Source organism: Bacillus sp. FSL W8-0116, assembly GCF_038003825.1.
In the GTDB taxonomy this organism is placed as follows: Bacteria; Bacillota; Bacilli; order Bacillales; family DSM-4216; genus Bacillus_O; species Bacillus_O smithii.
The window spans coordinates 2119639-2135214 of sequence record NZ_JBBOPY010000001.1 but is presented as its reverse complement, the minus strand read 5'-3'; the positions used below and the strand labels follow the sequence as shown (position 1 = coordinate 2135214).

9 protein-coding genes, 7 tRNA genes and 4 pseudogenes are annotated in these 15576 nt (G+C 39.8%); 2 read left to right on the top strand and 18 right to left on the bottom strand.

Going from position 1 to position 15576, the window contains the following annotated elements; all coding sequences use genetic code 11:
- Positions 1–83 precede the first annotated feature (83 nt).
- The 11 genes and pseudogenes from N1I86_RS10200 to N1I86_RS10150 all read right to left on the bottom strand — a co-directional run.
- Positions 84–160 (bottom strand) — tRNA-Arg (locus N1I86_RS10200).
- A gap of 76 nt (positions 161–236) precedes the next feature.
- Positions 237–308 (bottom strand) — tRNA-Gly (locus N1I86_RS10195).
- Positions 309–376: 68 nt separating this feature from the next.
- Positions 377–452, bottom strand: a tRNA-Val gene (locus N1I86_RS10190).
- A gap of 8 nt (positions 453–460) precedes the next feature.
- Positions 461–532: transfer RNA gene (locus tag N1I86_RS10185), tRNA-Glu, on the bottom strand.
- A gap of 11 nt (positions 533–543) precedes the next feature.
- Positions 544–635: transfer RNA gene (locus N1I86_RS10180), tRNA-Ser, on the bottom strand.
- Between the two features lie 88 nt (positions 636–723).
- Positions 724–797 (bottom strand) — tRNA-Ile (locus tag N1I86_RS10175).
- 11 nt (positions 798–808) lie between these two features.
- Positions 809–882 (bottom strand) — tRNA-Gly (locus N1I86_RS10170).
- 380 nt (positions 883–1262) lie between these two features.
- Positions 1263–2057: a DUF817 domain-containing protein gene (locus tag N1I86_RS10165; protein WP_341096137.1), complete on the bottom strand. Its 795-nt coding sequence runs from the start codon at positions 2055–2057 to the stop codon at positions 1263–1265.
- A gap of 107 nt (positions 2058–2164) precedes the next feature.
- Positions 2165–2386 (bottom strand): helix-turn-helix domain-containing protein, encoded by a 222-nt coding sequence (locus tag N1I86_RS10160; protein WP_003354823.1) that lies wholly within the window; start codon positions 2384–2386, stop codon positions 2165–2167.
- A 10-nt stretch (positions 2387–2396) separates the two neighbouring features.
- On the bottom strand, positions 2397–2879 hold the full coding sequence (locus N1I86_RS10155; protein ID WP_048622490.1) for a DUF2975 domain-containing protein: 483 nt from the start codon (positions 2877–2879) through the stop codon (positions 2397–2399).
- A 686-nt stretch (positions 2880–3565) separates the two neighbouring features.
- Positions 3566–4474 (bottom strand): annotated as a pseudogene (locus N1I86_RS10150) ((Fe-S)-binding protein); the annotation flags it as partial.
- Positions 4475–4581: 107 nt separating this feature from the next.
- Between N1I86_RS10150 and N1I86_RS10145 the strand changes: the two are divergent.
- Positions 4582–5751 (top strand): IS256 family transposase, encoded by a 1170-nt coding sequence (locus N1I86_RS10145; RefSeq protein ID WP_341094381.1) that lies wholly within the window; start codon positions 4582–4584, stop codon positions 5749–5751.
- Between the two features lie 146 nt (positions 5752–5897).
- Here the strand turns inward: N1I86_RS10145 and N1I86_RS10140 are convergent.
- Together N1I86_RS10140 and glcD are read right to left on the bottom strand one after the other, a co-directional pair.
- Positions 5898–6329: pseudogene (locus tag N1I86_RS10140) on the bottom strand ((Fe-S)-binding protein); the annotation flags it as partial.
- Positions 6329–7741, bottom strand: a pseudogene (glcD, locus tag N1I86_RS10135) (glycolate oxidase subunit GlcD). The pseudogenes glcD and N1I86_RS10140, both read right to left, overlap by 1 nt.
- Before the next feature lie 144 nt (positions 7742–7885).
- Between glcD and N1I86_RS10130 the strand changes: the two are divergent.
- The gene (locus N1I86_RS10130; protein ID WP_341096135.1) at positions 7886–9040 is read left to right on the top strand and encodes a CdaR family transcriptional regulator; all 1155 of its coding nucleotides are present in this window, start codon (positions 7886–7888) and stop codon (positions 9038–9040) included.
- A gap of 62 nt (positions 9041–9102) precedes the next feature.
- On the opposite strand, the pseudogene N1I86_RS10125 reads toward N1I86_RS10130, so the two are convergent.
- The 5 genes and pseudogenes from N1I86_RS10125 to N1I86_RS10105 form a co-directional block, all read right to left on the bottom strand.
- A pseudogene (locus N1I86_RS10125) lies at positions 9103–9540 on the bottom strand (DJ-1/PfpI family protein); the annotation flags it as partial.
- A gap of 333 nt (positions 9541–9873) precedes the next feature.
- On the bottom strand, positions 9874–11055 hold the full coding sequence (locus N1I86_RS10120) for an IS701 family transposase (protein ID WP_003353085.1): 1182 nt from the start codon (positions 11053–11055) through the stop codon (positions 9874–9876).
- Between the two features lie 645 nt (positions 11056–11700).
- Positions 11701–13062 (bottom strand): aspartate kinase, encoded by a 1362-nt coding sequence (locus N1I86_RS10115; protein WP_341096133.1) that lies wholly within the window; start codon positions 13060–13062, stop codon positions 11701–11703.
- Between the two features lie 271 nt (positions 13063–13333).
- Entirely contained in the window at positions 13334–14491 is a 1158-nt protein-coding gene (locus N1I86_RS10110; protein ID WP_341096130.1) for a cation:proton antiporter, read from the bottom strand.
- 386 nt (positions 14492–14877) lie between these two features.
- Positions 14878–15417, bottom strand: a complete 540-nt coding sequence (locus tag N1I86_RS10105; protein ID WP_341096128.1) for a thermonuclease family protein — start codon at positions 15415–15417, stop codon at positions 14878–14880.
- Between the last annotated feature and the right edge of the window lie 159 nt (positions 15418–15576).

Below are 15576 nucleotides of genomic sequence, written 5' to 3'. Positions count from 1 at the left end.
AGTTTTTAAAACCAAAAAGACTTAATATTAAATTTCTGCACATAACGGTTATAGAACGAGCTATTAAAACTGAAAATTTTTCATGGCGCGCCCAAGAGGAGTCGAACCCCTAACCTTCTGATCCGTAGTCAGACGCTCTATCCAATTGAGCTATGGGCGCAAGTATATCGAAAAAAGGCTCAAAGTATGATCATGATCAGTTTCAATTTTTCATTCCCTTACTGAAATAAAAAAAGAGCGGAAGACGGGACTCGAACCCGCGACCCCCACCTTGGCAAGGTGGTGTTCTACCACTGAACTACTTCCGCACGACCTTATAAAAGGCATGAAAACCAAATCCTGATGTCCACTACACTTCAAAAAAGTTACATGGTGATGGTGGAGGTTGACGGGATCGAACCGCCGACCCCTTGCTTGTAAGGCAAGTGCTCTCCCAGCTGAGCTAAACCTCCATTGAGGATGACCCGTACGGGATTCGAACCCGTGTTACCGCCGTGAAAGGGCGGTGTCTTAACCACTTGACCAACGGGCCAAAATATTTCATGGCGGAGAGCAAGGGATTCGAACCCTTGAGACGGCGTTGACCGTCTACACGATTTCCAATCGTGCTCCTTCGACCACTCGGACAGCTCTCCCCACTCTTCACAGACCATTGCTTGTTTATGTCAACTGCCGATTGCGAATCCATTCATTTTACTGCGCATCAGTATACAATATGAAGAATGGGCCTAAATGGACTTGAACCATCGACCTCACGCTTATCAGGCGTGCGCTCTAACCAGCTGAGCTATAGGCCCGAACTATTTTTTGGAGCGGATGATGGGAATCGAACCCACGACAACAGCTTGGAAGGCTGTGGTTTTACCACTAAACTACACCCGCTTTATTAAAATGCTTATCAAAAAGACATGAATTATTATAGTATTGTATTTTATTTTTGTAAATAGTTTTTTTGAAATTCTTTTTCCATAGATATGGTGTAAGATTACAATAAAGTTATTTAATTTTATAACCTCAAACACACAAAACCCCATTCTGATTTAGGACGCTAAAGTTTCAAGTGAATATTTTCACAAAAACCCCTAATAAATGCATTCCGGCAGAATGATCAAGCTATTTTTAGAGAAAAAAGTAACAATTCAACGTTGCTTTTTCCAATTTATCTTATTCGAAATTTTGTACGCTAGGAGAACTTCAACCTAAAAAAGTCGAATTCCTTACTATGCTAAGGTTCCGACTTTTTAAAAAAGGGTTCTTAACAGTTATAAAAATTGACTATTACTAGTTTCTCCTAGTTGAATTTTTCCCTTAGCCTGCTTTAACGTCGCTACTATAAGAAAGCTAACAATCACTAATAAGAGCCATGAACTCACCTTTCCTAGATGAACGAGACTCCATGCATCGGTTTGGTATGGATATTCCCAAGCTCCAAAGAACGTTGCGATATTTTCGGCTATCCATATGAAAAATCCGATGAGCACAAAAGAAAGTGCGAGTGGCATACGGTAACGAGTTCCATCCACCTCGAATGTGACCCATGATTGCCAAAAGACGATAAATACAAGTCCGGATAACCACCAACGAACGTCCATCCAATAATGGTGGGTGAAAAAATTCAAATAAATCGCAGCTGCAAGAGCTACAACTACCAAAAACGGGGGCCACTTCACCAGTTCAACCTTAAGCCTCCTCCACGCCTGGCAAAGATAACTCGCTACACTTGCGTACATAAATCCACTATATAAAGGCACTCCAAAAATTTTGAAATATCCTTCCTCTGGATAAGACCAGGAGCCCATATGTACCTTGAAAATTTCAAGAGCAAGTCCAATAAGGTGGAACAATATGATAACCTTAAGTTCATCCCGTGTTTCAAGCCCAGAACGCACCATCCACCACTGCATCAGAAGACAGATGATGAGCAGCCAGTCATACCGTGGTAGGAAGGGAAGTGGCATGATTTTTGTAAAAGCCAAAGAGGCAAAAATAACGACAGGAAACAAACATGATAGGGCCTGCTCCCAACCAAAACGAACGAGTTGTTTTAGTGCTCTCAATGATTTGTTCCTCCAAAGTTTTTTCTGAATATATGCAAGTCCTGCTTAGTATAGTAGCTAGCTCACCGCCGAATAACTTTCTTTTCCTTTCAATGTTTCCTACTTTATTAATCTTGGATGTCTTCATCACTTCGGTATTCTAAGATATCTCCAGGCTGACATTCTAAAGCCTTACAAATCGCATCTAAAGTTGATAATCGAATCGCTTTTGCCTTTCCATTTTTCAATATAGAAAGATTAGCCATCGTGATTCCAACCCTCTCCGAAAGTTCTGTGACGCTCATTTTCCTTTTAGCCAGCATCACATCAATATTGATGATAATTGCCATATTATTCACCTCAGATCGTTAAATCATTTTCTGATTTTATATCGATGGCTTCTTGTAAAAGCCTTTGAAGAACAGCAGCAAAGACCGCAATAATCGTTGAAGCAAAAATAATGCCCAATCCGATTAGCATGATACCTGGGGCGTCTTCTAATTTCGCAACGATATAGAAGAAGGGCAAACCCGGCACATACGAGATACTGATTATGACCGCACAGTATTTTATATTCTTTAAAGCCTTTACGGATAATTCCGAGAAAGCTTTTTTCTTGTCAATATAACTTAAAAGTTTAAAAGCCTGATACAGAGCGAAGAAAAATGGTATCGCCGATACATACATAACGATTAAAAAGCCATATAGTACATAAGCGTACTCCGAATTATTTTCTGCTGCTTCTTTAGCTAACATAGGCAACCCAAATATACATAAAGCAAGAACTGGAGTTCCGATAATAAAAACAGCTATTTTTAAAAACAATGTTGATCTTTGTTTCATAAAAAGCACCTCACTTATTTATTTTTGAATAAATTTTAATACGTTATTTATCGTTTCGCAATAAAAATTTATTAAATATTGATAAAAATTTGTTGTTAAACTTGAACAAAAACTTGAAGTCGGGAAAACCTTACCATTGATTCTCATATAATTATAGAAGCATCTCTGATTTCACAGAGATGCTTCTTAAAATTAGAATATCAAACACAAAAAACATCAAAAGAAGTATATTGGGCTTATTGTGCAACATCCCGTTAATTATAAGTATTTTCCTTTAAAATAACTGGTACGCTATTCAACTAAACGACTTTTTTATTTTTTAAATGACATTTTTATAATTTAAACAACTTTTTTATTACTCAACAAATGGTCCTTTTCTTTTTCGAAGCGTTTCAGCCTAAAAAAGATTGTTTTGTCAGGAATCAACAGCAAAGATGGCTAGAAAAATATCTATTTTAAAAATCACCAGCCCCTTTCTCCGTGATTTAGAGTGGGACTGGCATTATTCATGAATCGGCTACTTATTTCATGATCATTGATCATTCAAATTTTAAGAATGGCATGAATGATTTGCAAAGAGGAATTGCTCATACCCAATCCTTTTACGATGAGAGCTTCCGACATCTCCTGATTTTTCTGTGACGGCTCCCGCTTTCTCAGGCATTCCATTTCCGCAGCTTGAAATATTAGTATTTTGTCGCCTCTAATAATAAATCCACAATATGAACAGCTTTTACATCCTTTAACTTCTCTCTTTCTATTCCCAGCATCATTTGCATCAAACATCCTGGATTCGCTGTAACGATCGTTGTTGCTTTTGTTTTCTTGATTTTTACCATTTTTTGATCCAAAATTTCCATGGATGTCTTCGGTTCTACGATGTTGTAGATACCGGCAGATCCGCAGCAACTATCTGCGTTTTCCATTTCTTTGAACGTAATTCCTTTAATAGAACGAAGCAATTCTCTGGGAGCCTTGGAAGTTTTCATGACGTTTCTTAAGTGACAAGAATCTTGATAGGTTACTATTTGTTCCGGAAGAGAGAGGCTGTATTTCTTGTGAAAATCCAGTTCATATAAAATTTCCGTAATATCTTTTATCTTAGCCACGAATGCTTTGGCCCGCTCTGACCATTCCGGTTCATCTTTCAACAAATGGTCGTATTCAATCAAGAAAGCTCCGCACCCGCCTGCGTTTGTAATAATGTAATCGACGTCGTGTTTTTCAAATGCCTCAATATTTTGCTTCGCCAGTTCTTTTGCGATTTCTTTCTCTCCGCCATGACCGTGCAGAGCACCACAACATGATTGCGTTTTAGGAATCACAATTTCACATCCGGCTTTTTGCAATAATTGAATCGTAGCATGATTGGTTTCCAGAAACATCGTATCCATTAAACATCCTGAAAAAAAAGCTACAGTCGCCTTTTTCGAACCTGCGGGCGCAAAATGTTCATCCCTATCGATCATTTCTTTTTTCTTAGGAATATCCGGCAGAATTTTTTCCATCTCTCTCAGGTTATCAGGAAATAATTTCATAAATCCTATTTTACGCGCCACTTTTTGAAGACCTGATCTTTGGTAATATCCAACCAAGATGATGTATAAAAGTTTGTGTAAAGCATTTTGCTAGAACAAAAGAAAAAAGGTAGGGTATTCTCTGATTGGACGAAAAACATTCCAGAGAAAGGAGAACCCTACCTATGTCTAAAAGAAGTATACCGAATGTCGACTGGGCAAATCAACTGGAAAGTGTCATTCGTCAGTTTGTAAAGGAAAAATTAGAACTGATCATGCGGGAAGAAATCAAGAATTTCCTCGAAATAGAGCAGGCCGGAACATCGAATATGAGAAACGGCTACTATCAACGAAATCTAGATACGCAATATGGCCGGATTGAAGGTCTTTTGGTCCCTAGAGACCGAAACGGAGAATTTCAAACCCAATTGTTCGCTCCTTACCAACGCCATACGGGCTGGCTCGAGGAAGCCATCATCAAGATGTATCAAAGTGGTATGAGTACGCGTGAAATTGGCAAGTTTATTGAACGAATTTTAGGCAAGGCCTATTCTCCTTCAACGATCAGTCGTATGACCGATATCGTGAAAGAAGACATTGAGAAATGGCACAAACGTCCCCTGCACAAACGTTATTCTGTCTTATATTTAGACGGCTTGTATGTAAAACTTCGTCGCGATACCGTGGAGAAAGAAGTGGTTTATGTGGTGTTAGGGGTGAACGAAGAAGGATATCGCGAAATTCTTGATTTCTTTGTGGGAGGACAAGAAAGCGCCTATGTATGGCAGGAAATTCTTCAACACCTCTACCAAAGAGGCGTACAGGAAGTGCTTCTGGGCGTATTTGATGGCCTTCCGGGGCTAGAGGAAGCCTTTAAGGCTGTTTATCCGAAAGCCGATGTGCAGCGCTGTGTCGTTCACAAAGTCCGCAACACCCTAAATCGTGTTCGGAAAAAAGACCAATTCGAAGTGGCCGAGGATCTCAAGCTGATTTATCGTGCGCCGAATAAGGAGATGGCGTTACAAATGTTTCAACAGTTTGAGTCGAAATGGTCCAGCAAATATCCAAGAGAAGTTCAATCTTGGGCCAATGAGTTGGATGTCCTCCTTACATTTATGGATTATCCAAGCAGTATTCGAAGTGTGATTTACACGACCAATGCCATTGAACGAACGATCAAAGAGATTCGGAAACGTCTAAGACCGATGAACAGTTTGAGTAGTTTAGAAGCCGCTGAAAAAATCGTGTATTTGACGATTCAAGATTTTAACGAGAAATGGGCAGGAAGAAAGTTACGAGGATTTGCCGAAGCGCATGAAGCTCTTCAACGAATGTTTGAAGAACGTTATTGTTAACCAAATATTGTAAATAAACAAAATAAGGGGATTCTCCCTTTCCACACAAGAGACTGAATATTCAGTCTCTTGTGTGGAGAAAATCAGTCCCCTATCAATTCAAATCCATTTCAGAGAAACCCTACCCCATTTACATTACACAAAATTCTTGACGGTACCCCAACCAAGCTAGTGACATTTATTAGATTGCTTTTTTTGGGAAATAATTTTTCAAAGACTACTTTACGAACCGTTCGAACGGGTAAAGAATGTTTTTTATTTTGGTTTATGATGTCTCTGGCTTCTTCCAATAAATGGCCGTAATGAACATCTGACGGACAGACCGGCTCACACGCACGGCAGCCTAAACATAAGTTCAATGAGTTCACAAACTCATCATCCGGTTGTATCACTCCGTCATAAACTGCCTTCATTAAAGCGATTCTTCCGCGTGGTGATTGGCTTTCTTTGTACCCAGATACCAAGTATGTCGGACATGAAGGCAAGCAAAAACCGCATCTCATACAGTTTAATAACTCATCTTCATTCATACGTTCCTTGAAGGCTATTTGAATACTTTTCTTTTCGGATTCCGACATCATTTTGATATCACCACCCGTTTTCGTGTATCTTTTGCGAATAATTTCCCTGGATTCATAATATTATGGGGATCTAATGCTTCTTTGATCGATTTCATCACTTGGATGCCTGATACTCCCAGTTTCCATTCTAAATAAGGCGCTTTCATAGCTCCCACTCCATGTTCCCCCGTAATGGTTCCGCCCAATTCAATCGCTTTTTCAAAGATTTCAGCAAAAGCTTTTTCCACTCTCTCCATCTCTTCTTTATTACGAATATCGGTTGTGCATGTAGGATGAAGATTCCCGTCTCCGGCATGGCCAAATGTACATATATTGACGTTATATTTATGCGCTATGTCATTGATGGCTTTCACCATTTTGGCTATTTCTGATCTGGGAACGGTGGCATCTTCTAAAATAGTTGTCGGCTACAGTCGAGCTAAAGCTGACAAAGCCGTACGTCTGGCCGCACGCAGCGCCTCCGCTTCTTCTTCAGACTGTGCGATCTGTACAGAGACAGCATTTTCGCTTCTGCATATTTCTTCCATTATCTTCATATCTTTGTTTACATTTTCAGCGGTTCCATCTTGTTCGATTAGCAACACTGCTTGAACATCCGTCGGCAAACCGATTTGTGCATAGTCTTCCACCGCTTGTAATGTAGGTTGATCTAAAAACTCCAAAGTCGCTGGAATAACTTTATTCGCAATAATTTTGGAAACGGAACGAGCTGCAGCCTCTAAATCTTGATATAAAGCAAGCATTGTCTTTTTTGTTTCAGGAAGCGGAATCAGTTTTAACGTCGCCTCTGTAATCACACCCAGTGTGCCTTCTGAACCTACCAATAATCGAGTTAAATCATACCCCGCTACATCTTTTGCTAATTTTCCTCCTGTCCGGATGATATCTCCGTTAGGAAGAACTGCCTCCAATCCCAATACATAATCACGGGTTACTCCATATTTCAGTCCTCTTAATCCCCCGGAGTTTTCGTTTAAATTCCCACCGATCGTCGATATTTTTATAGAACTTGGATCAGGAGGATAAAATAAACCTTTTTGTTCAACCGCATTGATTAAATCAAGTGTTATAACTCCCGGTTGACAAGTCACGGTTAAATTTTCTTCATCGATTTCTAAAATTTTGTTCATATGTTTAAACAGAAGAACAACTCCTCCTTCAACAGGACAAGTGCCGGCACACAAGTTAGTTCCCGATCCTCTCGGAACAATCGGTATTTCCCATTCATTGCACAGTTTTAATATTTCGGATACTTCCTCCGTATTTCTGGGTGAAACCACCGCGTCAGGAATAGATTGAAAATTAGGGGTGGCATCGTATGAATAAACTAACCGCTCTACTTCTGAATCTTCGAAATTTTCCCTTCCTACGATATCCACAAAACGCTTCTTCACATGAGAAGGAATCATATTGAAAACCCTCGCTTTTCTAATTTTCGTTTTATTATATTATAAAGAAAGTTGGGTATTTAATCTATGTATGATCATATGATTAAAATGTGAAATATACCGTTTTTATTGTTTTTTAATCCAAAAGAAGGCGGTCGATGCCCCATGCATTTATCAACCAATTTAGCTTCTAAAATTATTTCAGAAGTTCAGCAAGTAATGAAAGAAGATATTATATTAGTGGATACAAAAGGAATCATCATTTCTTCCACTGAAAAAAGCAGAATTGGCACCTTTCATGAAGGAGCGACCATTGTCATTAAAACAAAAAAAGTACTTTATATTGATCAGGACAAAGCAAAAATTCTAAAAGGAGTAAAAGCAGGCATCAACATGCCCATTATGTTTAATAAGCAAGTAATCGGCGTCATCGGAATAACAGGAAAGCCTAAAAAAGTGGAACCGTTTGCGGAATTAATTAGAAGAATGACAGAACTCATTATACAAGAAGCTTATTATACCGAGAGAAACGAATGGGAAATACGCGGTATAGAATCTTATTTGTATGAATGGATCAACTCTACATCGGTTGATAAAGAATTTTTAGAGCGAGGTGTCATGCTGGGAATCCCCGTTTACGACACGCATATTTGCGCCCTCATACAATCCGAAATACAAACACTCGATCACTATGACATTCCCAGAATTCAAAAAGAAATCATGGAATTGTTCTATTCTGTATTCGGGAAAGAAAATCATTTCCTCATTCGCTGGGGGCAAGAACGTTTCTTGCTGTTAAAAAAGATTGGCTCTACTTTTAACAAGAATCATTTCCATAGCCAATTAAAAAACTTTAAAGAAAGATTCGAAAGGAAATATCACCACCATTTAGCAATTGGTGTAGGAAAGACAATGTGCAGACAGATTATCCATAGATCATTTAAAAAGGCAATGAAAGCATTAAAAGTGGCTCAAAAACATCTTGGGATTGTATTTTATGAAGATCTCATATTAGAAATTATCTTAGAAGACATTCCCATCGAAATACAAAAGGATTTTCAAAGAAGAACGATTGACGTTTTGAAAGAAGATCCAATACTCATCGATACTTTGCAGCACTATTTGCATAATAATCAATCGATCAAAAAAACTTCAGAAGAAATGAATATACATATTAATACTCTGCATTATCGTTTAAATAAAATCGAAGAGCTAACCGGAATCAATCCGAAAACCACAGAAGGAATTGTCATATTTTATATATCACTCATGTTATTGAATTCTCATTCCCATCATGAGATGGATAAAAGAAGGCTGTAATCAAACAAAAAGAGAAAGGGGCTGAACCAAACTCTTTTGATTCAGCCCTTTTTAGCTATTCTTTAAACAGAAGCTTCTTTTTTTACATTTAATAATGCAAAGAATTCTTTCATAAATCCCGGCAAATCCGGCCAAGCATGCCCAGACACCAAATTTCCGTCCACATGAAGCAATTTTTCCACGTAAATAGCTCCTGCCGCTTCCACTTCCGGCCGACAAGCGGAGAATGCCGTCATTTCCCTGCCATTGATATATTCTCTTACAGTCGTTAAAACTTGTTGTCCATGGCAGATGGCTCCAAGCGGTTTATTTTCTTTTAAAAAGTGAGCGACGATTTCTTGAACTTTTTTATTTAGACGTATATATTCAGGCGCGCGTCCTCCGGGAATAATCAGCCCATCAAAGTCAGCAGGATCAATTTCGTCTACGGATGCGTGAGATTCGATTTTATACCCCCACTTTTCTGTAACGGTCTCCATTTCAGGGAGGAAATCATGGACGGAATGGACAAAATGGAAAAAATATTATACAACGATCCAGTATTATGTGATTTGCGATTTGCTTTATAATTTTCTTTTTACGACCATACGTTATGGGAATACCGTTCTGTAGAAACAGAATGGTTAAACCACACAATCATTGATCTAATCTTTACATTTTTGATCATACCGGTTGCCATTTATTTTTATTTATCTTTTTTGCCTGAAGGGAAAAAAATGTTTGTGTACATTACGGGATGGGTTAGGGTTATACTGTTTGAAATAATCGAACTGTAGATGAGCATTTTTATTAACAATGATTACCATACGAAAAAGAGACAAACGGGGTACCCCTTATGCCACGTGGAGCTGTTTTTTCACGGCATCAATGGGAATATTTTGTTTTGCTGCACGATAAATGAACTCCACGAGGCTATGTCCTTTTCTCTTGCGCAGGAGATCGAGCCCATCCGAAACATCACTGTTCGACTCGAACATGCTGTACACATACGCAAGTTGCACCAAGATCCAATACCGTTTCACCGCCCGACGCCCGCGAACGCGGTATCCATCGAGTTTCAGCTGGTCTTTCGCTTGACGGAAAAAACATTCGATCGACCAACGCTCGGCATAGTAGCACAAGATGTCTTCATCGCTTAGCTCGCGATCGGTGCTCAAGACGCAATGAAGATGTTTCGGTGTCATCGGCTGATCGGCTTTCCATGCGAGCAGCACCACGGCATCCTTGAGACCGTTCAGAGCACCTTCGTAGCGATACACCCGATAACGCTCTTTTCCCACCGTGACGAGGCGGGTATCCCGTGGCTCCATAGATTTGGCAAATTCCTTTGCTTGAATGGCCGTCCCTTTTGGATAGAGAATCCGATTCGTCTTGAGCATCGCGATGACGTGGAACCCTTTTTTCAAGCAGGCTCCCACGAGGGTTTTCGATGGATACCAAGAGTCCATGAGCACATAAACGGGTCGACTCACATCCAACGAAGAAAGCATCTCGATCGCGAGTTCCCCTTTGCTTTTCCCCGCCGTCTTGTCGTAGAGGCGAAAGGCAAAAGGAAACGCTTGGGTCATCGTATGAACCATGAGCCAAACGAGAGAATGTCCCCAGATCGACTTTTTCTCTGCGTGAGAATAGTGCCAATCACACCCTTGAATGGCGTGTGTTGCCCGTGACGAGGGCTTCGTTTTTTGGCAAATCGTATCATCGATCGAAACAAAAATGGGTTGATTCTCTCGTTTCGAGCTGCGTTCGACACGATGAAGCACCCACTGCTGGAGTTTGCGAAGCAACGTCTCTTCTTCCCATGGGCTTTTCGTGAAAAAATGGCTGAGTGTCGTGCGATGGTTCGGATGAAAACTCCCGTGATGTAGATCGGTCAGTGTTCCCGAAAAGCCCTTTGTAATCATCGCATCCACGATATGAACGAGATGCTTCATGACAGGTTTTGAGAAATAAAGTGCCAACCCCAACATCGTCAAAAACTTGTGGATTCCTAGGTGATGTGCTAATCTATTCATGAGACATGAACCCCCTTGTGAGTAGTTGTGGCACATCTATTCTAACCAAGGAATCGGGTTCATGTCTTCTTTTTTGTTTGGTTGTAAATTTATGTTAGCGAATTTGCTCATCTACAGTAATCGAATTCTTTTTCCACCAAAAAGGGCTGTTTTTATATCATAACGGATGGAATGCCATGTGGTCTTTTATTTTATTTTATCTTATTTACCATGCTTCGCCTTCACCATCGAAGTAATGTCAAAGCTATCATACTAACGGTCCCCGTTATGCCTTGTTGTTGTGGTTTTTCCACCCGAGCTTTGCGGATCTTAAATAATGAAAAGCGAGTTGATTTGATAGCGATTTCATACAAAACGAAAAAGAAAGATTTTATAATTGCATAAAGGGTTACACGCATTCTGATCAATGATATGACCAAGTGTGCTTTTCGGGGCTTTGATCAGATCTCATGTTCGTTCTCCTACGGAAAAACGAAGCGGCGCTTAAAAATTCCCAAGCAATCTCAAAAGTTGTTTTCCTCAAATGTGCCATCATTGTTTTCAGTCGGAAGAGAGACTCGTCCGCCTCACGGGTTTCAACAACGAGAAGGCGAACGATTGCAGCTTAGAATAGTAAGGGCTTTTCGTTGCTATTGCTCTTATGATTCAAACCGGGACGCTGACAAAAAATTCTTCATATAAAGCTTGGACCGCCCGTCTTTCCACTTCTTCCTTTACAGCAAACATCATACTGACTTCGGAAGATCCCTGGTTCACCATTTCAATATTCACTCCCGCTTTTGCTAACGCGCTCGCGGCTCGGGCCGTTGTTCCAATATTACGGCGCATTCCCTCGCCCACTAACATAATCAAAGCAAGACGATGTTGAATTTTCACTTCGTCAGCATCTAGTTTCTCTTTTATTTGGTGCAATATCGCTTGTTCTAGCTCCTGATTGAGTTGATTTTCCCGTAAAATAACCGTCACATCGTCAATACCGGAAGGAATATGTTCATAGGAAAGGCCGAAATCTTCTAAAATTTGCAGCAGTTTCCGACCGAATCCGATTTCCTTATTCATTAAATATTTTTGAATATAAATACTGCAAAATCCTTCGTCGCTCGCAATGCCCACGACCGGTCCGTTTTTCGTTTCCCGTTCATTGACAATTTTGGTCCCCGGCGCAGAAGGATTGTTCGTATTTTTGATGTTGACCGGTATTCCGGCGCGGAAAGCCGGAATCAAGGCTTCATCATGAAAAACAGAAAATCCGGCGTAGGACAACTCCCTCATTTCCCGATAAGTCAGTTCTTGAATTTCCGTCGGGTGAGAAACAAAAGTCGGATTCACGGCATACACAGCATCGACATCCGTAAAATTTTCATAAAGCTCCGCCTTCACCCCATTGGCTAAAATAGAGCCTGTAATATCCGAACCGCCGCGGGAGAATGTCACCACATCCCCGTTTTTACTGAAGCCGAAAAATCCGGGAAAAATAATGATTCCGCTTTGCTCCCGCAACGAATACAATCGCTTGTAGGATTCCGGCAATACCCGTGCATTCCCCGGTTCGTCAGTGACGATTAATCCCGCTTCTTTCGGACTAACATATCTAGCCTCTATTCCTCTCTCTTGAAAATAAGCGGCAATCAGCTTCGCATTATTATCCTCCCCTGCCGCTTTCATATGATCTAAAAAGCGCTCCGGATCCCCTTTGTACCCTCGTAGCCGCTCCTCTAAATCAGCACGGATTTCCTTTACGATATCGTTTGACATCTCCAAATCCATTGCAATGCTTGCGAATCTTTCCACTACCGCTTCCAGCCAATCTGTCGCATCCTCGCCGCGTAATTTCTTGCGGGCGCACGCAATCAGCAAATCGGTTACTTTCGTGTCATCCGCAAACCGTTTTCCCGGTGCTGAAACCACCACAATCTTTCTTTTCGGATCAGAAATGACAATATTCAGTACTTTTTGAATTTGTTTTCCTGATGCAAGCGATGTTCCGCCAAATTTGACCACTTTCATAAAGACAACCCCTGCTCATTTTAGAATTTTCAGTTAAATGATTAATTTCCATTATGGACTCTTTCCATATAGGAATCAAGGATTTTCTATAATATAAAGACAAATGTTTTTTCAGAAAAGACAAATCCTACATACAACTTGACAGGGCGAATGGAAAATTTCGGTTTCTTAATCCATTTTATTTCCCATTCGCCCAATAATCATAGTCTTCTTACAAAAAGAACTGTGACCAAAATCCTAAAAACTTCAACACTCCTGTATTCCATCGATCTCATCCTGTATTTTTTAAAGTCTTTCCTTTCGATCCGACTGTGAAAAACCATTTCATCATCGGCGGCGTTGCAATCGTGGTGATCAGAACCACAACAACCAAAACGGTAAACAACTCCTGACTGACCAATTGATGTTCCAAACCAATATTGGCTAAAATTAAAGCCACTTCTCCGCGAGACACCATGGCGGCGCCAATTCCCAATGAACTACCCCAAGAAAATCCGGCCGCTTTTGCTCCCCATGATGCGCCGATTAATTTGGTGAAAACCGCTAAAATGCTCAAAATGACCAATAGCCAGAAACTTTCACCAATACCATGAAAATAAGCTGCCACTCCGACCGAAGTGAAAAATACAGGAACAAATAAGGAATAGCTAATGGTTTCTGTCTTTTCAAATATTTCATGTTTAAATTCTGTTACACTTATCGCAACTCCGGCCATGTATGCGCCGATAATAGCGGATACTCCCGACAAATCGGCTAAATAAGCATATAGAAAACAAATGATGAGAGCTGCAGAAAGGACGGATTGGTCCACCTTTAAGAGCGCCAGTTTTTCTAAAATCCACGGAACAACTTTCCATGCAGCGAATATCGCTCCCGCAAAAAACAATCCCTTTGTTAAAAGCATGGTTCCAAAATGAACTTCTCCTCCTATCATACTCATAAAAAAGGCTAAAGCGATCATCACTAAAATGTCATCGAGCACTGCCGCCCCTAAAATTGCAGTACCTTCGGGTGATTTTAATCGGTCCATTTCTTTTAACGCTTGAACTGAAATGCTGACGCTGGTTGCTGAAAGCAATAATCCCATAAACCATGATTGTTCGGATGAAAAGCCCAATGCTTTTCCGAGAAAATATCCTCCTAAAAGCGGAACCAAGATGCCGCCGACAGCCACCAACGTGGAAGATTTTCCGGAGCGCAGAAACTCTTTTAGATCAGTTTCCAACCCGGCTATAAACATGAGCAAAATAACACCGATCTCGCTCATCTCCTTTAAAATGTCCGTATCATGAATCACCCCCAGTACCGAAGGCCCAAGAATGATTCCAACCAACAGTTCACCTAAAACAGATGGCTGACCGAGCCTAACACTTATATTGCCTGCCAATTTGGAAGCTGCCAGAATCAACGCTAATTGCAAAACAAGCATCCCCTTACCACCTTTCCTTCTTTGTTTTCTCAAAAAATAAAAAAAGAGCCTGTAACCAAAGGACACAACGATCCCTTGGTGACAGACTCCTCCTCGTCAAAAATTATTCTGTTTTATAATACATTATAACATATTTTCCTTTACTTGAAAGGACTCTCTTTCGATGCAAACGATCAGATGCAACCATTTTTATTATACATCTCTCATTCAAAAAAGGAAAAACCCAGTGAAAAATGAATTCATATATGTTTTCTAACTCCACAAAAATAGTTCGTTATTCAGCATAATTTATCGCTCCTGATTCTCAATTTATAGGTAGTAAGTGATATTTACAAGGTAGTTAGACCCGTACGGTGATGATTTAAAAGATTCTGCGTAATGTTTTTTTATCTTTCGGTAACGCCTAAACCCTCTTTTAAAAGTAAGGCATTAAAATTTTTTAATTCTTTATTGTCACCTATCCAAATATATGCGAGTGTTTCACCTTTATCGTTGGTTTCAAAAGTAGGGTTTATTTCCAGATAAACCTTTTTGTATAATAAATTTTTTTTTATAAATGCTTCTGCTTTATGAGGAGTCATTTTCTGATAAGTGCGGGTATGTTTTTCTTCTTCCGTAGTACGAACGCCTAATAGTTTAACTTTTTCATTTTGGTTGATTTCAACAGTTCCATCATCGTTTACCTTTGTAACGGTTGCTGATTTCATTTTAAATTGAGGATTCGTTGGCCAAAACGATGTTTTTACATTTTCAACCTTTTTAGGTTCCTTCTGTTTGGTATTGTTCATTAGTTTTTTTGTTTGTCCGGTTATGTTATTTAGTTTCTGATCAAACTGATCATCATTTGTAGTCGATAATTCCCCAGCAGAACAACCACTTAATAAAATGATAGAACTTAAAAAAAATACACTTAGCTGTTTATTCACTTAATTCAACTCCTTTCTTATTTCATGTAAAATATATAAAACACAAAAACCCCAATAAACGTATGAATAAATCGGTCTGCACAAAATAATATGCAGCAAACATTCATACACTTATTGGGGTTATCCCTTTTTAATTAATCACTCAACTTTCGCAGTGAA